Annotated in this window: 21 protein-coding genes; 12 read left to right on the top strand and 9 right to left on the bottom strand. The window is 56.9% G+C overall.

The window, feature by feature from the left end; all coding sequences use genetic code 11:
* Positions 1-136 precede the first annotated feature (136 nt).
* The 4 genes from NBV64_RS14650 to NBV64_RS14665 form a co-directional block, all read right to left on the bottom strand.
* Positions 137-1,171, bottom strand: a complete 1,035-nt coding sequence (locus tag NBV64_RS14650) for an NAD(P)/FAD-dependent oxidoreductase (RefSeq protein ID WP_250756023.1) — start codon at positions 1,169-1,171, stop codon at positions 137-139.
* Between the two features lie 154 nt (positions 1,172-1,325).
* Positions 1,326-3,011, bottom strand: coding sequence for an ABC transporter permease (locus NBV64_RS14655; RefSeq protein ID WP_022983205.1), 1,686 nt, complete (start codon positions 3,009-3,011; stop codon positions 1,326-1,328).
* Positions 3,012-3,023: 12 nt separating this feature from the next.
* Complete coding sequence (locus tag NBV64_RS14660; protein WP_250756024.1) at positions 3,024-4,109, bottom strand: ABC transporter ATP-binding protein; 1,086 nt, start codon at positions 4,107-4,109, stop codon at positions 3,024-3,026.
* 83 nt (positions 4,110-4,192) lie between these two features.
* Entirely contained in the window at positions 4,193-5,230 is a 1,038-nt protein-coding gene (locus NBV64_RS14665) for an ABC transporter substrate-binding protein (RefSeq protein WP_009454900.1), read from the bottom strand.
* 224 nt (positions 5,231-5,454) lie between these two features.
* Between NBV64_RS14665 and NBV64_RS14670 the strand changes: the two genes are divergently transcribed.
* Positions 5,455-6,378, top strand: a complete 924-nt coding sequence (locus tag NBV64_RS14670; RefSeq protein WP_247966492.1) for an NAD(P)-dependent oxidoreductase — start codon at positions 5,455-5,457, stop codon at positions 6,376-6,378.
* Position 6,379: 1 nt separating this feature from the next.
* Here NBV64_RS14670 and NBV64_RS14675 read toward each other — a convergent pair whose 3' ends face one another.
* The 3 genes from NBV64_RS14675 to NBV64_RS14685 are packed head-to-tail and all read right to left on the bottom strand — an operon-like array spanning position 6,380 to position 9,133.
* Entirely contained in the window at positions 6,380-7,903 is a 1,524-nt protein-coding gene (locus tag NBV64_RS14675; RefSeq protein ID WP_009454892.1) for a sensor histidine kinase, read from the bottom strand.
* The gene (locus NBV64_RS14680; RefSeq protein WP_022983208.1) at positions 7,900-8,586 is read right to left on the bottom strand and encodes a response regulator; all 687 of its coding nucleotides are present in this window, start codon (positions 8,584-8,586) and stop codon (positions 7,900-7,902) included. The genes NBV64_RS14675 and NBV64_RS14680 overlap by 4 nt, the downstream gene beginning before the upstream one ends.
* Positions 8,567-9,133: an RNA pyrophosphohydrolase gene (locus NBV64_RS14685; protein ID WP_009454891.1), complete on the bottom strand. Its 567-nt coding sequence runs from the start codon at positions 9,131-9,133 to the stop codon at positions 8,567-8,569. Before NBV64_RS14685 ends, NBV64_RS14680 begins: the two co-directional genes overlap by 20 nt.
* 64 nt (positions 9,134-9,197) lie before the next feature.
* Here NBV64_RS14685 and NBV64_RS14690 point away from each other — a divergent pair, with 64 nt between their 5' ends.
* The 9 genes from NBV64_RS14690 (at position 9,198) to NBV64_RS14730 (ending at position 17,385) form a co-directional block, all read left to right on the top strand.
* The gene (locus NBV64_RS14690; RefSeq protein ID WP_060186622.1) at positions 9,198-10,934 is read left to right on the top strand and encodes a proline--tRNA ligase; all 1,737 of its coding nucleotides are present in this window, start codon (positions 9,198-9,200) and stop codon (positions 10,932-10,934) included.
* Between the two features lie 66 nt (positions 10,935-11,000).
* Positions 11,001-11,426: a tol-pal system-associated acyl-CoA thioesterase gene (gene ybgC, locus NBV64_RS14695; protein WP_003805592.1), complete on the top strand. Its 426-nt coding sequence runs from the start codon at positions 11,001-11,003 to the stop codon at positions 11,424-11,426.
* Between the two features lie 2 nt (positions 11,427-11,428).
* Positions 11,429-12,103, top strand: a complete 675-nt coding sequence (gene tolQ, locus NBV64_RS14700; protein WP_009454887.1) for a protein TolQ — start codon at positions 11,429-11,431, stop codon at positions 12,101-12,103.
* Positions 12,103-12,549 carry a protein TolR gene (tolR, locus tag NBV64_RS14705; protein ID WP_009454886.1) on the top strand — a complete coding sequence of 149 codons (447 nt, stop codon included), beginning with the start codon at positions 12,103-12,105 and terminating at the stop codon, positions 12,547-12,549. The genes tolQ and tolR overlap by 1 nt, the downstream gene beginning before the upstream one ends.
* Positions 12,550-12,599: 50 nt before the next feature.
* The gene (tolA, locus tag NBV64_RS14710; protein WP_022983210.1) at positions 12,600-13,718 is read left to right on the top strand and encodes a cell envelope integrity protein TolA; all 1,119 of its coding nucleotides are present in this window, start codon (positions 12,600-12,602) and stop codon (positions 13,716-13,718) included.
* A gap of 15 nt (positions 13,719-13,733) precedes the next feature.
* The gene (tolB, locus tag NBV64_RS14715) at positions 13,734-15,044 is read left to right on the top strand and encodes a Tol-Pal system beta propeller repeat protein TolB (protein ID WP_026485498.1); all 1,311 of its coding nucleotides are present in this window, start codon (positions 13,734-13,736) and stop codon (positions 15,042-15,044) included.
* A gap of 34 nt (positions 15,045-15,078) precedes the next feature.
* Entirely contained in the window at positions 15,079-15,582 is a 504-nt protein-coding gene (pal, locus tag NBV64_RS14720) for a peptidoglycan-associated lipoprotein Pal (protein ID WP_009454878.1), read from the top strand.
* A gap of 216 nt (positions 15,583-15,798) precedes the next feature.
* Positions 15,799-16,488, top strand: coding sequence for a tol-pal system protein YbgF (gene ybgF, locus NBV64_RS14725; protein ID WP_250756025.1), 690 nt, complete (start codon positions 15,799-15,801; stop codon positions 16,486-16,488).
* A 90-nt stretch (positions 16,489-16,578) separates the two neighbouring features.
* Positions 16,579-17,385 (top strand): alpha/beta fold hydrolase, encoded by an 807-nt coding sequence (locus NBV64_RS14730; protein WP_250756026.1) that lies wholly within the window; start codon positions 16,579-16,581, stop codon positions 17,383-17,385.
* Between the two features lie 66 nt (positions 17,386-17,451).
* On the opposite strand, the gene NBV64_RS14735 is transcribed toward NBV64_RS14730, so the two are convergent.
* On the bottom strand, positions 17,452-17,943 hold the full coding sequence (locus tag NBV64_RS14735; RefSeq protein ID WP_250756027.1) for a copper chaperone PCu(A)C: 492 nt from the start codon (positions 17,941-17,943) through the stop codon (positions 17,452-17,454).
* A gap of 145 nt (positions 17,944-18,088) precedes the next feature.
* Between NBV64_RS14735 and NBV64_RS14740 the strand changes: the two genes are divergently transcribed.
* Together NBV64_RS14740 and NBV64_RS14745 are read left to right on the top strand one after the other, a co-directional pair.
* Positions 18,089-18,526, top strand: coding sequence for a PaaI family thioesterase (locus NBV64_RS14740; protein ID WP_250756028.1), 438 nt, complete (start codon positions 18,089-18,091; stop codon positions 18,524-18,526).
* 3 nt (positions 18,527-18,529) lie between these two features.
* Positions 18,530-19,936, top strand: coding sequence for an MATE family efflux transporter (locus NBV64_RS14745; RefSeq protein WP_250756029.1), 1,407 nt, complete (start codon positions 18,530-18,532; stop codon positions 19,934-19,936).
* A 230-nt stretch (positions 19,937-20,166) separates the two neighbouring features.
* Here NBV64_RS14745 and NBV64_RS14750 read toward each other — a convergent pair whose 3' ends face one another.
* Positions 20,167-21,246, bottom strand: a complete 1,080-nt coding sequence (locus tag NBV64_RS14750; RefSeq protein WP_009454862.1) for a BMP family ABC transporter substrate-binding protein — start codon at positions 21,244-21,246, stop codon at positions 20,167-20,169.
* Positions 21,247-21,248 lie beyond the last annotated feature (2 nt).

The raw sequence follows: 21,248 nt of genomic DNA on the forward strand, positions 1-21,248 counted from the left end.
GGCGCAGTCAACAAGAAGGCCTGATTTCGTCTCTCCACGAAATCGGGCCTTTTTCTTTATTAGCTGGTTTCGCTGCCTGCTTTCAAGACAGCCAAATCTTTGAAAGAGCGCACAGCCCTACGTCAGGAAACAAACCTCAGGCAGCCAGAACTGCCTGCGTACACAAGCTTCCCAACAAGGGAGCCAGAATGACACCGGGGTGAGCCACGACGGCGAACAAACCATCTACAGTCCCAATAGGCCCACACAATGGCTGCTTGTTACTAGTCATGGGGCGCTGCCCGACCTCTATCGACAAGATGCGCGGGACAGAAGGCAGTTGCAGCAACTGAGCAATGGACTGACAGGTTTGCTCGGCCAGACGCTGCAAACCTGCCTCGCCTTCCAAGGGATAATCCAACGCCGACATCAACCCTCTTTCTTTGCCCGGTCGCACCTCCAGATCCTGAGCACAGAGTAAATGCCGGACCCGATTTCTATCAGCATCCAGGCGCAGTAACACGGCGGGCTGTTGCTCTATAGGCAACGCTACCCCTGCACTGGCTGCCAAAACCAAGGCACCATAAGCATTGGCCAGCACCACCTTGTCGGCCACGATGACTTGCCCTTGCACTTCTATACCGTTCACTCGCCCTCCTGCCGACAACACACGCTGTACCGTACCGGACAGAACCGTGGCGCCATTCGCTTGTGCCGCTTGAATAAAACAACGTGCCAGATCTACTGGCTCCAAGGCGAAATCATCGGGCGCCCACATTGCCAAATCCGGTACGGCTGCCAACGACGGTTCTTTCTGACGCACTTGCGCGGCTGACAGGCTTTCAACCCTGGAACCGGCTGCCAGATGCTCGGCAATCAAGGCGGCTGTCTCGTCCGTCGTTTCCCCCCAGAACAAGGCTCCACGCACGGTCACAGGCAATGCCCCCAAGGTCTGCTTCAGACGCGTGTACTCTTCCAGAGCGTGTAGACGCAAGGCAAAGGCGTCAGTGTCATCAGAAGGTGTACTGGCGCTGGCTCCTACCCATCCAAAAGAGGCTGCGGTTGCGCTGGGCACACTACCCGCACCCTGATCGATCAAAGTGACTGCGGCACCCGCTTGAGTCAGATGCCAGGCGACCGACGCCCCCATCACGCCACCACCGACGACCAGCACTTTGCATTTATGCGTCATAGCTTTCTACTAATGGATAAACAAAAAACAGCCAGCCCCTTGTGCGCATGAACAAGCGAATAGCCAGCCAGGCAACAAGATACGGTCTGCTCTCAGCAAAAACAACAAGGGCCTGAATCCCTTGCGGAATTCAGGCCCTTGAGATCAGTCCAACTTACATCGTGCCTTGGCGGCGCTTGTAAAAGTTACCGATATACATGGCCAGCAGCACGAGCACGGTAGAGATCAGAATCATGATGATCCCCAGCGCCGACAGCTTGCCCCACAAACCATCTTCGGCATAACCCAGCACCTGTACCGCCAGCACTTCCGTACCGGGACGGGACAGCACCACCGACACCGTCAGCTCACGAATGAACATGGTTGCCATCAAGATCCAGGCCGACACCACACCAGGAATCAGCAAAGGAATAATGATGCGGCGCATGGTGGTCCAGGAACTGGCCCCGGCAACGGCCGAGGACTCCTCCAGGTGGGCATGGACCTGCACAAAAGCGGCCGACAAGGGTCGGATACCGTAAGGCAGATAAGCGGCGATATAGGCCAGCAGCAAGGCGGTCAGCGTGGCATACAAAGGCGTTTGCACAAAGAACCACATAAAGCCGATACCGATCACAATCCCCGGGAAGGAAAAGGAAAGGAAGCTCAAGGTATCCAGCAGCGCCGCCGCCCGCGTTCGTAACTTGACCACCACATAGGCCACAAACAGCGATAGCAATACACCCAGACTGGCTCCGACCACAGCCAGGAACAAACTGTTCTTCATGGCCACTTTGGAGATCGGATCTTGAATGACATCAATCCAGTTCGCCCAACTCATCAAGGAGAAGGCGCGAGCACTAGGCACCATGGAGTACGGAATCATGGAGGTATACAGCAACACGGCCACAGGCAGCACCACCATCAGCAAGCTGATAATGCCCACAATGATGAACAAGGGGATTTTCGCGCGACGCAATTCCAGCTGAGTGGGTTTGAAACCACGGCTGGAGATCGTCACATACTTGCTGCTTTCTTTCGTCATGTAGCGATACAGAACGATCAGGGCAATGGAGGCCGACAGCACACTCATGCCCAGCGCCGCCGCTTTTCCGTAATCCGGAGCGAAGCCGGTAGAGATCATCTCGAACAGATAAGTGGCCAGCACATCCACACGACCTGGGGTACCCAGAACTCGTGGCACGGCGTAGGAAGCCAAGGCCCGCACAATCGCCAGAATGAAAGCCGCCATGATGGCTGGACGCAGAATCGGCAGGGTAACCCGCGTCAAGGTACGCCACAGACCGCCCCCGAATACACGGGAGGACTCCTCCATGGAAACGTCAAAAGAGGCCATGGCAGGCGCAATGATCAGGTAGGCCACAGGCATGTTCAACAAGCCTTCAACCAGAATCATGCCCCACAGGGAATAGATGTTCAGCGGTGCTTCCTGCAGGCCCAATGTATCCTGCAAGAACATATTGATCAGGCCGTTGGACGGGTTTAGCAGCAAGGCCCAGCTAACCGAGAACAGCAAGTGCGGAATCATCATGGGAACGATGGACAGCACCGTGAACACCCCTTTCATGGGCATGTTCGTACGCGTATTCAGGTAGGCCAGGAAAACAGCCAGCGCAGTAGAGAACAGGGAAGAGCCCAGCACGAAAACCACCGTATTGAAGGTGACTTCCAGCAAGAAGGGATCGGTGTAGGCGGCTACGTATTTAGCCGTGGTAAAGGAACCAAAAGCCGTCAGGCCCTGCGAGAAGCTGCCCAGCAGCAACATCAGGACCGGGCACAGCGTCAGAAAGCCGACGATCAGAATAAGCGACCAGCTAAGTGGTCTGCGTGTGTGATTCATGATGCCCCGCCCTTATGCCGACAACAGCATGCAGTGTTCAGGGTGCAGGTTAAAGCGTACGGTATCGCCCTCTTTCACCTTCACGTCTGGATCAATACACACCAGAAGCTGCTCTTTACCCACTTTGACCTCGGCCTCGTAGGACTCACCGACGAACTCCAGGGCCTGGACCTGACCGTGGAACAGGTTCTGCCCCACTTCATTGGCCTGGCTGCTGACACGAATAAATTCTGGGCGAATGCACAAGGTAACTTCGGTGCCCACGGGCAGGTCACGCTTCTTGCAATGCAGTTGGCCCAGTTCGCATTCCACAATGGTGGAGTCTGCACGCTGCTCCAGCACTTTGGCGCTGATCTGGTTGGCACGACCAATAAAGTCGGCCACAAAGCGGTGATCGGCATCAAAGTAAATTTTTTCTGGCGTACCAATTTCCAGAATCTTGCCACCACGCATCACAGCGATGGAGTTGGACAAGGCCAATGCCTCGACGCGATCATGCGTCACGTACACAGCGGTAATGTCCAGACGGCTCAGAAATTCGCGCAGTTCTTTACGGGTTTCTTCACGCAGCTTGGCATCCAGGTTACTGAGCGGCTCATCAAACAAAATGACTTTAGGCTCGGCCACCAGGGCTCGGGCCAATGCCACACGCTGCTGCTGACCACCGGACAGACGCGTTGCGGAACGCTGATCCACCCCTTCCAGCTGCACAAACTTCAGGATGTTCGCGACTTTTTCACGAATCACCTCTTTGCGCTCGCCGCGCACTTGCAAGGGGTAAGCGATATTGTCGAACACCGTCATGTGCGGCCAGATGGCGTATGTCTGAAACACCATGCCCAAACCGCGCTTTTCCACCGGCACAGCAATATTCTTGGCGCTGGACCAGACGATCTCGTCCCCAATGCGGATTTCACCCTCGTCTGGGATTTCCAGACCAACAATGCACCGCAGCAGCGTGGTTTTGCCGCAGCCGCTGGGCCCTAACAGTGTGAAAAACTCATTAGCGGGAATCGTCAGGTTGATATTGTCCAAAGCCTTGAAGGTTTTGCCCTCTGAGACATAGGTCTTGCTTAGGCCGGTAATTTCAATTTGCATAATGAGTAAATGTTTTCAATAAAAATAAGGCGAGGCGCCAAGGCGCCCCGTTCTAGACGAACCTGTCGTTCTTGTCGTCCCGATTAACGGACGGCGAAGATACGGCTGAATTCGCGGCCCCAACGGACCAGTTCTTCGTCGCTCAGGTCGCGAATAGGCTCGACCTTGGCTTTATCGATCCCCGCAACCGGAGGGTGTACCCCTGGAGCCAGGACGTATTCGCCAACCTTGTTGGCCAGAATGCCCATGGCTTCATTACCCAGCCAGTAGTCCAGGAACACGCGAGCAGCATCAGGATGCGGTGCATTCTTGGTCAGGGCGATGGCACGTGGGGAGCCCAGCAAGGGCTGATCCGACATGGGGCCCCAGGCCAATGGCGCAGGCGACTTGGTCACGATGTACTTGGGCATGGAAATGGCAATCAACTTCTCGCCACTTTCAATAGGAGCCGGAGTTGGGCCAAACGAGGCCACGAACATGGGCTTGTTGGCAGCCAGGCCTTTCAGGAAGTCCAGCCACTGCTCTTCACTGCTAAAGACCTTTTCCTTCAAACCAATCAGCCAGCCAATGGTGGAGGGGTGGTTGGAAGGGTTGGCCATCACAATCTTGTCTTTCCACTTGGGATCGGCCAGATCTTCGTAGCGTTGTGGCGCATCCTCGGCCTTGAGGTGGTCCGTATTATAGATATAAGACACATATTCGATGCCAAATTGAATAATCGAATCGTCTTGAATGGCCCACTCGGGGTAGCCCTGCACGGCTTCGGACTGATGGGGAATCAGCACGCCCTGCTCTTTGAGCAGTTGCAGCATGGGCAAGGGAGCCTGAACCACGTCCGCCATCAACTTGCCGGCATTGAACTCGGTCAGGATGGTGGGGATGAACTTGGAGCTGGAAATACGGGTGTATTTGCCTTCAATGCCTTGCGCTTGTTGCAAGGCCTTCATGATGGGCTCTACCGCCGTGATGTTGGCGTAGAAAACAGCCTGGCCTTGAGCCTTTGCTTTTTCCAGTACGGCTGCGTCTGCCGCCCACGCCGCCCATGGCAAAGAGGTACTCATAGACGCCAGTCCGGTGGCACCTGCCAGCTTCAAGAAACGACGACGATCAAAAGTGGTCATAGGATTCAAGTTCCAGTTAATTAGCCAGGAAATTATGTGCGCCCATCATAATCCAGACAGGCAAATTCCATTTATTACAGATCTATGTTTGGTTTAGAACATGAGGGGCCTGACGCCGTCAAGCCTAAAACGTTTTGCCGCTTATTCGGGCAGGCAAAGATCAAGCCGATAAAGCTGCGCTAAGCTGTACGATCGAACAGATTATTTTCCAGGAGACCCGCGCCATGACCCCATCCATTCAGCCTAAACACTATGAACCCGCCAGCCCGCAAAAAGTGGCGTTCATTGGTCTGGGGGTGATGGGCTATCCCATGGCAGGACATCTGGCCCAGGCAGGGCATCAAGTCACGGTGTACAACCGCAACCCGGCCAAGGCGGAACAATGGAGTAAAGAGTTCAAACAGGAATGGGCCGCTACACCAGCCCTGGCCGCTGCCCAAGCAGACATTGTCATGGCCTGTGTGGGCAATGATGATGACTTGCGCTCGATTTTTCAGGGGCCGAACGGTGTGCTGGCAGGCATGAGGGCAGGGAGCCTGTTTATCGACCACACCACTGCCTCCGCCGAAGTGGCCCAGGAACTGGGAGCACAGGCGGCCAAGCAAGAAGTTGCATTTATCGACGCCCCCATTTCTGGCGGACAGGCGGGTGCCCAGAAAGGCATGCTCAGCATTATGTGTGGTGGGCAAGCTGAGGATATGGAACGCGCCCGCCCGCTGATGATGAGCTACGCCCAGGCCTGCACCCTGATGGGGCCCTTGGGGTCCGGGCAGCTGTGCAAGATGGTGAACCAGATTGCCGTTGTCGGACTCTTGCAAGGTCTGGCCGAAGCCATGGCTTTTGGTGAACGGGCCGGACTGGATATGGAGCAGGCCCTGTCTGTATTGACCAAGGGTGCGGCGCGCAGCTGGCAAATGGAAACTAAAGGCCCCACAATGCTGGCCAGAGACTTTCAGCCCGGCTTTACCGTGAACTGGATGTTGAAGGACCTGGATTTGGTGCAGCGGGAGGCACAGCGTAATGGGGCCCAGCTTCCCGCAACTCGCTTGATTCAGGAGCAGTTTGCGAAGATTGCCCAGCAGGGCCATCGCGATTGGGATATTTCTACCCTGTTCAATCTGCTGGCCCGTCCAAACGACGCGGCTTAATTCACGTGTTTTCTGGTTTAGGCGCTTCGGGCTGCAGCAAAGGCAAGCGTAGCGTCGCCTTCAAACCGTAGCCGCCCATATCGTTGGGCTCCCCATCGGTCAGCACAATCGTGCCGCCATTGCGCTCGGCGTAAGCCAGCGCAATGGCCAGACCCAGCCCGGAGCCAGAACCCCGTCCACCCTTGCGTGCCGGGCCGCCCCGGTCAAAACGTACAAATACGCTTTCACGCAAACTGGCGGCCAAGCCCATGCCGTTGTCGGTAACGCTGATCCAGGCCAGCTTGTCGTCATGCCCGGCAGAAACCGTAATTGCACTGCCACTACCAGCGTGATTGATGGCGTTGTGAATCAGGTTGGAAACGGACTCATGGATCTCGGCATCGCTGGCATACACCCACAAAGGTGCCTGCTCGCCCTCTTCTCCTGGCCCGATCCAACCCAGATCCTGACGATGCTCACGGGCCAAAGGCAGATATTGCAGCACCACCTCACGCCCCAGACTGGCCAGGTCAACCTGCCCCTGGCTCATGGTGGTGGTATGGCTGGCATGAGCCAGAGCCAACAACTGCTCGGTCAGGCGAGTCGCCTGCCCCAATTGCTTGATGATCGCCCCCAGGGACTCACGGACACGCTCGATATCCGGTTCACGGCGAGCGTATTGGGCCTGGGTATGAATGATCGCCAAAGGGGTGCGTAATTGATGCGAGGCGTCGGCCAGAAACTGGGCCTGCCGATCCAGCACGGAACGATACAACTCAATATGGTGATTGACCGAACGCACCAAAGGCACTACTTCACGAGGAACATCACGCTCGTCCAAAGGCTGCAAGTCGTCCACGCTACGGTTACGCACTTCCTGTCGCAAGGCCTGCAGGGGGCGCAAGGCCCACGCTACGGCAAACCACACCAACGCCACAGCCAGCAGCAACATACGCAAATTGCGGAAAATACCTTCGCGCCAGGCTTCTTGCTGGGTGCGCAACCGCAAATCCAGGCTTTCGCCCACCATGACCAGAACCTGCCTGTGCTGGCCTTTGTAGTGCAGATCGCGCCACAAGGCCACCATGCGCACGGTGTCATTGCGGAAATATGAATCGTAGAAAACCGGCACGCCTTCATGGTCGGCCAGATTGGAAGGACGCGGCAGCCCTTCCATCCCCAGCAAGGTGCGCCCTTTTAACTGATTGGCATCAACACCGCCCAGATTACGGACCAAAGGGGTGATTTCTTCGACACGGAAATACTTGCGATTACCCGGTCGGGATTCCAGCATGACCTGCGCATAAAAAGGCGGATCAATACGCAAACTGCCGTCAGTATTGAACTCCACGCTGGTCTCGAGCACTTTGGCCGGTTCCAGCAAGGCGCTGTCGTAGACATTTTCCGTGACCGCGTTCATGGCCAGGTAGTCTTCCCAGCTGTCGTAAAGCAGTAAAGCCACCACCCCCGGTATCAGCAGTACCAGCAGCCAAAAGCGCAAACTGCCTTGCCAGGCATTGGCGGGGGGTGGAGAAGGGGCCGTCATGAAACGCCGGATTCCGCCTCAAGCACTTCCAGCATGTAGCCCAGACCACGCACCGTCACGATGTGCACATCGCTATTGGCCAGTTTCTTGCGCAAGCGATGCAGGACAACCTCGATGGCATCAGGGCTGGCATCGCTATCGTGCTCGAATACTCGGGCAAATAGCTGAGACTTTTCTACAGGCATGCCAGAGCGGCTGATCAGAACCAGCAAGGCCGCATGTTCACGCGGCGTCAAATGCACAATGGCATTGTCCAGCAGGAATGCCCGGCTCTCAGGGTTGTATTCCAAAGAGCCACAGCTGACCACTGGAGCCACCCGGCCACGGCTACGCCGTACCAGTGCCGCCAGACGAGCTTCCAGCTCTTCCAGGGCAAAGGGTTTGGTCAGGAAATCATCGGCACCCAGATTCAGACCACGAACGCGATCCTGCAAGGCGCCTTGAGCGGTCAGAATCAGCACAGGAGTGTGATCGCCGCGTTCGCGCATCTCGCGCAAAAGCACCAGCCCGTGTTTGTCGGGCAGGCGCAAATCCATCACGACCGCATCATACTCATGGGCCGCCAACAATACTTCTGCCGAGCGGGCGTCATGAGCGGGATCGGGCAAAAAACCACTTTGCGCCAAGGCCCGCTCCAGCCATGCGGCCATTTCCCGCTCATCTTCAACCAATAATATGCGCATGATCCCTGCTATCTAAGGTATCGGCATCAACTGCGCTTTGCAGGCGCTGACGTAAATAACGATTTTCCTGCCGTCGTCGGAACAAAATATCCGACAGCTCGTTCAGCGCTTGCTGATAGACTTCCCGCTTGAACTCAATCACTGAATCAAGTGGCACCCAATATTGACTCCAGCGCCATGCATCAAACTCCGGCGTCGACGAGGAACGCAGGCAGACATCACTGTCTCGCCCTACCAGCCGCAACAGGAACCAGATTTGTTTCTGGCCCTTGTAATGGCCACGCGCCTCCCGACGTACAAAATGATTGGGCACGTTGTAGCGAAGCCAATCTCGCGTCCGGCCTAATATACGGATATGCTCAGGCAGCAAGCCCACTTCTTCATGCAGTTCGCGGTACATCGCTTGTACGGGTGTTTCACCGTATTTAATACCGCCTTGCGGGAACTGCCAGGCATGTTCCCGAATACGCTTGCCCCAAAAAACCTCGTTCTTGCGATTAACGAGGATAATTCCGACATTAGGACGGTAGCCTTCACGATCTAACATAGGCCACCTCTAACGAATTCAATACAATTAGATCTGATTATACGTACCTGACGAGTTCCCTACCATGCATGCTAGCCAGTATCACATTAATACCCTGAAAGAAGCCCCTACCGAGGCCGAAGTTGCCAGCCACCAGCTCATGACGCGCGCCGGCATGATCCGTAAAGCCGCCGGCGGTATCTATACCTATATGCCGATGGGCCTGCGCGTGCTGCGCAAGATTGAAAACATCATCCGTCAGGAAATGGACCGCTCCGGCGCCATTGAGCTGCTGATGCCAGTCGTCCAGCCTGCCGAACTCTGGGTAGAGTCGGGCCGTTGGGAAAAATATGGTGACGAACTGCTGCGAATCAAGGATCGCCACCAGCGCGACTTCGTGCTGCAGCCTACCTCCGAAGAAGTGATCACGGACATTGCCCGCAACGAAATCCACAGCTGGCGCCAGTTGCCCATCAACTTCTACCACATTCAAACCAAATTCCGTGACGAGCGCCGTCCCCGCTTTGGCTTGATGCGTGGCCGCGAATTCACCATGAAGGATGCTTACTCCTTCGACCGCAATGCCGAAGACGCCCAAGCCAGCTACGACAATATGTACGACGCCTACATGCGCATCTTTGGGCGCCTGGGCTTGAACTTCCGTGCCGTGGCCGCTGATACCGGCTCCATTGGCGGTTCGCGCAGCCATGAATTCCAGGTGATTGCCGATACCGGCGAAGACTTGCTGGTGTACAACCCTGACACCGACTACGCTGCCAATATCGAGCTGGCTCCCGCCCCTTGCCTGCTGGCCGAGCGTGCCGCTCCTGGCCAAGCCCTGGTCAAGACCGCCACGCCTGATGCCCCCAAGTGTGAACTGGTGGCCCAATTCCTGGGCTGTGACCTGAGCCAAACCGTCAAGTCGGTTGTGCTGGCAACGGACGTCGAAGAAGACGGCAAGACCAAGAGCACCGTCCACCTGCTGCTGGTTCGTGGCGATCATGAAGTCAACGACATCAAGGTTTCCAAGCTGGCCGGCTTTGAAAAAGGCCACCGTCTGGCCACGGAAGAGGAAATTGTGGCCACCTTTGGCTGCAAGCCCGGTTATCTAGGTCCGATCGGCACCCGTCAGCCTGTGCAAGTGATTGCCGACCTGACCGTAGCCAACATGAGCGACTTTGTGTGCGGTGCCAACGAAGAAGGCTTCCACTACACGGGCGTGAACTGGGGTCGTGACCTGCCCGAGCCCATCAAGGCAGACCTGCGCAACGTGGTTCACGGCGACCCTGCCCCCGAAGGCGGCAAGCTGGCCATCCAGCGCGGCATTGAAGTGGGCCACGTTTTCTTCCTGGGCGATGTCTACTCCAAGAAGCTGAACGCCACCTTTTTGGAAACTGATGGTAAACCGGCTGTCATGCAAATGGGTTGTTATGGCATTGGCGTCAGCCGTATTGCCGCCGCTGCCATTGAACAAAACCACGACGAACGCGGCATGATCTGGCCTCGTGCGCTGGCTCCTTTCGAAGTGGTGATCTGCCCGATCGGCTTTACCAAAAGCGATGCTGTGCGTCAGACTGCTACTGATCTGTACACCCAGCTCAAAGAGCAAGGTGTGGATGTCATTCTGGACGACCGCGACGCCCGCCCCGGCATCATGTTTGCCGACTGGGAGCTGATTGGTGTGCCACTGCGCATTACCATTGGCGAGCGCGGCCTGAAAGAAGGCATGGTTGAAATGCAGGCACGCCGTGACGCCAGCAGCACCAACGTGCCGGTGGACCAGATTGCCCAGGTCAGCCTGGAGCGTTTGGCCACGCTGTAAGGACTCCAAGCAGGGCTGGCCGTGCGCCATGCCCTGCCCGTCAACATAAACTCTTTTACGAACGACATGCTTAATGACAAGTGGGACACCCAGGCTCGGCTTGATATTCGCGTATATTACGAAGACACCGACGCTGGGGGGATCGTATATTACGCCAACTACCTGAAATTCTTTGAGCGTGCGCGCACAGAATGGCTCAGGAACCTGGGCGTAAACCAATCCGATGTGGCCGAGCAGAATCAACGCCTGTTCGTAGTCAAGAAGGTTGAAATACAATATCTCAAACCTGCCCGGCTCGATGATTTGATCTCGGTGCGCAGCCGCATTACCCAGCTGGGTTCGGCTACCATCCATTTCGAACAAGGTGCCCTGCGAGGTGGGGAACTGTTATGCCAAAGCACCATCCAAATTGTTTGCGTTGACGCCAACACGCTTCGTCCAAGCAAGCTGGACTCTGATTTACGTACCCTCTTGGAAAAGGTTCAGGACTGACCATGCAAGCTACTAGCGACCTGTCGCTGATTTCGCTACTTCTCGATGCCAGTATTCCCGTTCAGCTTGTCATGCTGATTCTGTTGGGAATATCGATTCTCTCGTGGGCCTATATTTTCAGTAAACGGGCTGCACTTAAACGCACGCTGGAACAGACCCGCCGCTTTGAGGACGACTTCTGGGCAGGTGGCGATCTGGCCGTGCTTCAGCAATCCATTTCCTCGCGTCGTGCCGAACACGGTGCACTGGCCCGTATTTTTGAAGCCGGCATGACCGAATTCATCAAGGCCCGTCGCAGCCAAAGCTCGGGCCCAGCCCTGCTGGACGGTCCACGCCGTGCCATGCGCGCCAGCTACCAGCGCGAAATGGACACACTGGAAACACACCTGAACTTCCTGGCCTCTGCCGGTTCGGTCAGCCCTTACATCGGGCTGCTGGGTACTGTCTGGGGGATCATGCACGCCTTTATCGGTTTGTCCGGCATGCAGCAGGCCACACTGGCCTCGGTGGCTCCCGGTATTGCCGAAGCCCTGATCGCCACAGCTATCGGTCTGTTTGCCGCTATCCCTGCCGTGGTTGCCTACAACCGCTTTACCAACGAGCTCGATCGTATCTCGATCCGCTTTGACAGCTTTATCGACGAATTCCTGAACATCTTGCAGCGGCAGGTGAACTGATGCCATCGATGCGTGGAAGCACCGGCCGTCACGGCCGGCGCATGAAAAATGAAATCAACGTCGTCCCTTATATCGACGTGATGCTGGTGCTGCTGGTGATCTTCATGGTCACCGCTCCCATGATTACCCCCGGACTGGTGGAATTGCCTTCAGTAGGCCAAGCCTCCGAAGTGCCTGCCAAGCCGGTGGAAATCCAGGTTGATAAGGACGGCAAACTGGCCATTCGCTTGCGCGATGCGGGCTCCGAGTTCATGAACATCGAAAAGTCCACACTGCTCAATGAAGTGCGCTCGCGTATGCAGGCCGACAGCCCGGTTGTCATTGCCGCCGATGGCAAGGTTCCCTACGAGACCGTCATGGGCTTGATGGATGAACTGCGCTCCAATGGCATCAACCGCCTGGGTCTGATCGTCGATCGCAACAGCGATCCTGACGCTCGCAAATAACCTCTGGCCGGATAGCGTGCTCGCCGTCCGGCGCGAAAAACCTGAACTGAATGAAGCACAGAACACGCAATACCCGCAATCAGGCGCTGCGCTCGCCTGAGCAAAAGGAAGATCGGCGCGGCTTGCTCATCGCCCTGGGTCTGCACGGGCTGTTGCTGCTCGCCATTTTGGCGGGAGCCCTTTTTTCTGCACCCAAGACACCCAATGCGGTGCAGGTCGAATTGTGGATGGACGGTGTCGCACCCGATGCGGCCATCAATGCTGATCCCGAAGCCCCCGAGGCCGAACCCGAGCCGCAGCCTGAGCCTGAGCCGGCTCCAGAGCCAGAACCCAAGCCCGAGCCCAAACCTGAACCTCCTCCGGCTCCCAAGCCGCCTCCAGAGCCTGAAAAGGTCACCCCTCCTGCTGAACCTGAGGTTGATCCCGAGATCGCCCTGGAGCAGGCTCGCAAGGAACGCGAGAAAAAAGAGCGTGAAGAAAAGCTGGAACAGGAACGCAAGGAAAAACAGCGTCAGGACAAGCTAGCCGCTGAACGTCGCGAACGCGAACAAAAGGAAAAGCAGGAACAGGAACGCAAGGAAAAAGCTGAAGCTGAAGCAAAAGCCAAGGCAGAAGCAGAGCGCAAGGCTAAAGCAGAAGCCGACGCGAAAGCCAAGGCCGATGCCGAACGCAAGGCTAAAGCCGATGCAGAAGCCAAAGCCAAGGCGGATGCCGAAGCTAAAGCCAAAGCAGACGCGGAACGTAAAGCCCGTGCCGAGGCCGCCGCCAAAGCCCGTGCCGATGCCGAGCGCAAGGCCAAGGAAGAAGCATTCCGCCGAGCCATGCGTGAAGGTGCCCCCGGACGTGCCGGTGGTACAGCAGACCGCAACCAGGCCGGTGGCGGTGGTGGTGATGGTGGCTATGCCGCCAAGGTGCGCGCTTGCGTGCAGCCTGGCGTGGTCTACAGCACCCCTGCCCGCTCTGAAGTACGTGGCAACCCTGCACTGCAGTACCGCGTGGACCTGAATGCCGATGGCACGCCTAACCGCGTTCAAATCAAACGATCGTCCGGCATCGCGCAGTTCGATGATGCCGTATCCAAGGGTCTTGCCCGTTGCAGCCCTTTCCCCAAACCGCCTAGCGGGCAGTATCCATCGTATATTGATGGCGAATACCGCATGTTCGATTAATCAGGAGATTGCATAATGACCGCCGCTACCCCAGCCCTGGCGACCTTAGGTCGTCATTGGCGCGCCACGGCCACTGGAGCGTTTGCCCTGGCCGCTGGCATGTTCGCCAGCCAACCGGCCCAGGCCCAACTGCGGGTCGATATATCGGGTGTGGGTGCTACCCAGTACCCCATCGCGATCGCCGATTTTGCTGACAACCCAGCCAGCCAATCGCTAGCTGAAGTTATCCGTGCCGACCTGACCCGTTCGGGTCAATTCCAATTGATCAATGCCACCGGTGCTGGACTGAATGCAGAAAGCACGATTGCCTACGACGAATGGCGCAATCGCGGTGCCGATTACCTGGCTTATGGTTCAGTTGCCCAGACCGGTGGCCAATATTCCATCAGCTATCGCCTGGTGGATTCGGTCCGTCAAACACAACTGGATGGGGTGGCTTTTGCGGGCAGTGAAAAAGAACTGCGCCGTATTTCTCACCAGATTGCAGACCGGATTTATGAAAAAATTACCGGCGTGCGCGGTGTTTTTTCGACTCGACTGGCCTACGTGTTGCAAACAGGCAACAATTACGAGTTACAAATTGCTGACGCGGATGGGCAAAATCCGCAAGTAATGTTGCGTTCTCGACACTCAATCATCTCCCCAGCCTGGTCTCCTGACGGTAAAAAACTGGCTTATGTGAGCTTCGAAAACGACAAACCTGTTGTATATGTGCAAACTTTGGCCACCGGTCACCGCGAACCGTTAGCTAATTTCAAGGGTAATAACAGTAGTCCCGCATGGGCTCCTAACGGCAATCAGGTCGCTGTTGTGCTCTCCAGAGACGGTATTTCGCAGATTTACACGCTAAATACGGACGGCTCCGGATTGCGCCGCGTGATGCGTTCTCCCTTGATCGATACTGAACCAAGTTTTACGCCCGATGGCAACTCCCTTGTATTTGTGAGCGATCGTGGTGGTGCTCCCAATATTTACAAAGTAAGTCTGGGTGGTGACGATGCACAGCGCATTACCTTCAACGGGAGTTACAATATTTCACCGGAGGTCTCTGCAGACGGTACTAGGCTTGTATACGTCACACGCAGAAACGGTGCTTTCCGAATTGCCACTCAAGATATGGCATCAGGAGCTGAGCAACTGCTGACGACAGGTCCCGACGATCAGTCTCCGAGTTTCGCCCCTAATGGGATGCAGATCTTATATAGTTCTGTTCAGGGGGGCCGCAGTGTCCTAGCTGTGACATCCGTGGATGGTCGCGTTCGTCAGACCCTCTCGTCTTTGAATGGCAAAGTACGCGAACCCACCTGGGGACCATTTACCAACTGACATCCTGTGTGACTCTTTTTCAAAAGGAATTCAAATGAGCTCGCGCATTCTTAAAAGTCTTACCCTCGCCGTTATGGCTGCCGCCCTTGCTGCTTGCAGCTCGGTTCCTCTGGATCAATCTGGCTCCGGTTCAACCGGCGGTACAGGATCGGACTCTGCCAGCGCAGGCCAGATCATGGACCCCTTCAACCCTCAAAGCCCACTGGCACAACAACGCTCGGTGTTCTTTGACTACGACAGCTACGTGGTTAACGACCAGTACCGTGGCCTGGTAGAAATGCACGCTTCTTACCTGAGCAGCCATCCTCAGCAAACCGTACGCATCGAAGGTAATACCGACGAGCGTGGTGGTGCCGAGTACAACCTGGCTCTGGGTCAGCGTCGTTCCGACGCCGTGGCACGCATGCTGGGTCTGCTGGGCGTAAGCAACAGCCAGATCGAAGCTGTGAGCTTTGGTAAAGAGCGTCCAAAAGCATTGGGTAACACCGAAGCTGATTACGCTGAAAACCGTCGCGCAGACATCGTTTACCAACGATAATTTCTGCATCGACCAAGTGGTTCCGACGCCGTGGCGGTTGTTAACGCCGCGGCGTTTTTTATCGGCGCTGTGCCCGATCCACTGAAAATTCGTTATGCTGGACAGCGGGCTCGCCAGGCCGGCAAAAAGCCCCCAGATCACAGCCCCCAACAGAGGGGAAACCGGCAGGTGAGGAGCCTGCGCATTGCGGATGCACATTTTTTAACGGACTTCACTATGCACGCTTATAAAAAGCCTTTTCGTCTCGCGACCGTTACCCTGTTCGCTACGGCCGCCCTGTTCGCCAGCCTGCCGGCCAAGGCCTTTGCCGATGACGAGGCCCGACGCGCCATTTTGGAGCTGCGGCAGCAAATTCGTCAGATGAACGAGCAAAACACCCAGGCTCGCCTGCAATTGGCTGATCAAATTGATACCCTGCGCTCCGAGGTGGTGTCGCTGCGCGGCCAGGTAGAGAAACTGAGCTGGCAAGCCAGCGGCCAAGGCCAGGCCAATAGCCCGGCTCCCGGCCAGCAAAGCCCTCATGCCGCTGACCCACAAGAACAAGCCGTCTTTGATAGTGCCATGGACGCTTACCGCGCTGGCCAATACAAGCCCGCCGCCGATGCCTTTGCCGGTTTTCTGGCCGCCTACCCGTCCAGCGTTCTGGCTGACGAAGTGCGCTTTTACGAAGGCAGCAGCCTGTACGCGATCAAAAGCTTCAAGACCTCCATTCAGAAACTCCAGGCTTTTGTGAAGGCCTCCCCACAAAGCCCACGCGCGGCTGATGCCCTGATGGTGACAGCCTCCAGCCAGATCGAACTGAACGATCTGAGCGGTGCCAAAACCACCTTGCAGCGTATCGTCAAGGACTACCCACAATCCGAGGCAGCCGAGACCGCGCGCAGCCGCTTGAAATTGCTGGAATAATCACCCAGCGCGCAATGCCACAAGGACCGGGTTCAGACCCGGTCTGTTTTTTTCAGGTGGCCCATCCTTGCCTGACCTCTACTGCTTGCCATGACAAACCCTTTTGCCGACTTCTCCACACTTGAACTGACCGCGCAAGGCTATCGCCACACCTTTGTGGATCAGGGACAAGGCGCACCCGTTTTGCTGATCCACGGTTCCCTGTGCGACTGGCGCTACTGGCGCTGGCAGATCCCCGCCTTTGCTACCCAGTATCGGGTTCTGGCTCCCAGCCTGCGCTCCTACTGGCCCGGAGCACCCAGCCCCGGCCACTTCAATACGGCGCAACACGCCCAGGACTTGCAGGCCTTGCTGGATCAGCATATTCCTGATGAGAAAGTGCATATCGTGGGGCACTCTCGCGGTGGTCATGTTGCCCTGCTACTGGCTCAAAGAATGCCCGAGCAGGTGGCCAGCCTGACTCTGGCAGATCCCGGCTTTCCGACTCCCGGTGCCTACTCCTATGCCCCCTTGTTCCAGCAAGTGGCCGAACGCCTGGAACAGGGTGACCGCGATGGTGCCATGGCTCTGTTCGTAGATACGGTCAATGGCTCGGGGACGTGGAAGCAAATGACACGCTGGTTCCGCGAGATGATTCAGGACAACGCCCACACCATGTTGGATCAGCAGCAAGAGCCCAATCAAGGTCCGGACCTGGAGTGGCTCAAGCAGATGAAGGCACCCTTAAGCTTCATCACGGGTGAAAACAGCCCCACACGCTATCACCACTGCATGGACATCATTCGTCAGCACCGACGCGAGGATCAGATGCACCGCATCCCGCTGGCTGCCCACGGTATGAATCTGGCCAATCCCAAGGCGTTCAACCAGGCGGTGCTGGACGCGCTGCAAGCCTGAAGCCCAATGCAAAACTGACCGCATGCAGCGGCCAGCTCCCGGTCTCTATCCAAACGCTAATTACGTTTAATAAGCCTGTGTCTTGGCAGGTCGCAACTCGCACTCGGCCTGGACCTGAGTATCGTCCGACAGATGAATGCTCAAGATGATGCGCTCCCCCAGGGCCAAGTCTTCTTTGGCCTGACCCAGCATCACGTGGAAAGCCCCCGGCTTGAGGCTCAATACTCCCCCTGCCGGGATCTCCACCTCGGAGACATGCGACATGCGCGCCATCCCCTCGCTCTCGCTAGTTTGATGCAACATCACATGCCCAAAGGACAATGAGCTGGCTCCTGTCACGGCTACGGACTGCTCACCCTTGTTCTCCAGTTCCAGATAGGCGGCGGAAGGTGTGGGCTCGGGCATCATGCGCACCCAGCATTGGCTGGCATGGACCTGCGTGCTCAAGGCGCGTACCGGTTCGGGCGTGCCACGACCATGGCCTCCATGCCCCTGTGCCATCACGGTGCCGGTTGATGCCAGCAAACTCAAGGCAAACACAATTGCGCTGCGTTTCATGATGCTCCTCGCTTCTTGTTGATCGATTGGAATGGGTCCAGCCCTGAACAGCCGGGCGCCGAACTACCCCGATACGCGGGACGATCTGATACAGTACCAGCCAGTATGCCCTTCTTACAACGGCCTTCTTTTCAGTGACGACGTCATGACCAGCACACACTCTGCACCCGAGCCTAAAATCGATATTGTTCAGTTTCGTGATCTTCTGGAGCGTCTGCATCCCTTTGCCGCCGTTTTGGGTATTGATGTTGTCCACATAGGCCACGACAACGCCTGTTTGCGCTTGCCCGAGCGCAATGCCCACCAGCGCATGGGCGGCATGGTGGCAGGCCCCATGCTGATGGGGCTGGCTGATCTGGCCTTGTATGCCGCTGTAGTCGGAGCCACGGGCAACCCCGATGCTGTCACCTCCAGCCTGACCATCAATTTCCTGCGCAAGGCCCCTCCCGGCGATATTCTGGCTCATGCCCGGATTCACAAGACCGGCCGTACCTGCGCGGGCGATGTGCTGCTGGAACCGGCCAACGGTGGCCCGGCTGTCGCACAAGTTGTCAGCACCTGGTCCCTGCCTCGCGCCAAATAAACCATGTTTGCAAAGTCTCAAACTACCAGCCCGAGCCAGCTCTGGTTGGCGGAGCTGCAATCCTCCCTGCGATTGGGCGGCCCCCTGATTCTGACCAACCTGGCTCAAGTCAGCCTGTTGGCAACCAACCTGATTTACATGGGCCGACTGGGTCCTGATGAGCTGGCTGCCGGTTCACTGTCCGCCAGTCTGTATCAGGCCTTCATGATTTTCAGCATGGGGCTGGTGTCCGCTGTCGTTCCCATGCTGGCCACAACGCTGGGCCGACGACTGCGCAATGTACGCGAATCCCAGCAAATCATCCGTCACGGCTTTCTGACGGCCTTACTGATTACCCTGCCTGCCTGGATTGTGTTGTGGAATGCCGAGCATATCTTGCTGATGATGGGCCAGGACCCCGTTGTCGCGGCGCGCTCGGTCACCTATATGCACACCCTGCAATGGGCTTTGCTGCCCTATCTGGGTTACATCGTGCTGCGCTCCTTCTTGGCCGCCATGGAAAAGCCGGGATGGACTTTGGCGGTGGCCGTCATCGCGATCAGTATCAATGCCGTGCTGGGCTGGCTCCTGGTCTTTGGCAATCTGGGCATGCCCGCCATGGGACTGGCAGGCGCAGGTCTGGCCACTACCTTGTCCAGCTTCTTCATGTTCGCAGGTTTGAGCTGGGTGGTACTGCGGGATCCGCGCTTCCGACGCTACTACCTGTTCAACGATGCCTGGCAGTGGAGTGTGAAGCGTCTGTGGAAAATGTGGGCGCTGGGCATCCCCATTGCGATTACCTTCACCCTGGAAACCTTGGTGTTTTACGCCGCCGTCATGATGATGGGCGTACTGGGGCAATCTGATCTGGCCGCACACGCGATTGCCATGCAGATCTGCTCGGTGTCCTACATGATTCCTTTGGGCTTCAGTCAGGTTGCCACCATCCGTGTGGGGCTGGCTGCAGGCCGGGTCGATCCTTTGGGTGCCCGCCGTGCCGGCTGGATTTCCTACATTCTGGGGGTGGGCTTCATGGGGCTGGCGGCTCTGGTATTCTGGTTCGCCCCCTTGACCCTGATTGGCCTGTTTCTGGATCTGGATGTCGCCGAAAACCAGGCCGTTATTCAGTTGGCCATTACCTTCCTGGCGCTGGCGGCGCTGTTTCAGATCAGTGATGGTGCCCAGGCCGTGGCTGCAGGGATGCTACGCGGCCTGCATGACACGCGCATACCCATGCTGCTGGCCTTGCTAGGGTATTGGGTGCTGGGCGTTCCTACGGGCTCTTTGCTGGCCTTCCAGTTCAATATGGGCGGGATGGGAATCTGGATCGGGCTGGTGACAGGTTTGTCTGTAGTTGCCGTGCTGATGACGCTGCGCTGGATGCGGGCATCGACACGCTTGGGCCGCAAGCGGCCTGCACAGGCAGCATAGTTCTGAGGTCGGTTCCATAGATCAATTTTGCATGGCGACTCTGTATTGCAGCTCTGTGCGTCAGCCTTGTCTTCCTGAACGGATGACAAACCAGACCCGAAGCAAACACCGAACAAGCTCAGACTTTACCCAAGCTACAGCGTGAAAAGCTACACACGCCACCTACAACAAAGCCCCTTGTCGGACTTTCCGACAAGGGGCTTTTGTTTATCTACAGACTGCAGGGCAGCTTATTGCTTGGGCAGTTTGCTGGCCACGCCTTCCACGTAGTAATCCATGCGGTTCAAGGCATCGTCATCCAGGAAACCGGACTCCAGACGCACCTTGCCATCGTTGTCCTTGATAGGAGCGGCAAAAGGTTGCAGTGTGCCAGCCACGATCTCGGCCTGTTTGGCCAGAACGAACTCTTTCACGTCAGCAGGCACTTCAGGACCGAAGCCTTCCAAAGCAGCCATACCGGACTTCAGGCCACCCCAGGTGCTGTCGTTCTGCCATTTGCCATCCAGAACTTCAGTGGCTTTGCGAGTGAAGTAATCACCCCAGTGGTGGGTCACGGCAGCCAGTTGGGCTTTAGGACCGAACTTGCTCATGTCGGAGTGGTAGGCAATCGCGTACTTGCCAGCTTCTTCAGCCGCTTGCACGGTGGCGGTGGAGTCGGTGTGGTGAGTCACCACGTCCGCGCCCTGACCCAGCAGCGTGACCGCTGCGTCACGCTCTTTACCTGGGTCGTACCAGCTATTGGCCCAAACCACGCGCACTTGGGCTTCGGGGTTCACGCTCTTCAAGCCGATGGCAAAGGCGTTGATGCCTTGCAGCACTTCAGGAATGGGGTGAGCACCCACGTAACCGACCACATTGGACTTGGTCATCTTGCCGGCCAATACGCCAGCCAGGTAACGGGACTCGTAGAAACGGGCGTTGGTGGTGGCCACGTTAGGAGCCGTCTTGTAGCCGGTGGAGTGCACGAACTTCACGTCCGGAAACTGCTTGGCCACTTTCTGCGTCTGGTTCATGTAACCAAACGAGGTGGTGAAGATCAGCTTGTTGCCTTGCTGGGCCAGATCGCGAATGACGCGCTCTGCGTCAGCACCTTCAGGCACGTTTTCCACGTACTGAGTGACCACGCGGCCTTTCAGGGCCTCTTCCATTTCACGACGGCCAATGTCTTGCTGCCAGGTCCAACCGGCTTCACCGATGGGGCTGACATACACAAAACCGATTTTCAGGGGTTCTTGATCGTTTGCCTGAGCGGACACAGGCAAGGCGGCCAGGGGGGAAGCGATGGCAGCGGCCAAAAGAGCCTTGCGCATAA

Source organism: Alcaligenes sp. DN25 (assembly GCF_023674485.1).
In the GTDB taxonomy this organism is placed as follows: Bacteria; Pseudomonadota; Gammaproteobacteria; order Burkholderiales; family Burkholderiaceae_B; genus Alcaligenes; species Alcaligenes phenolicus.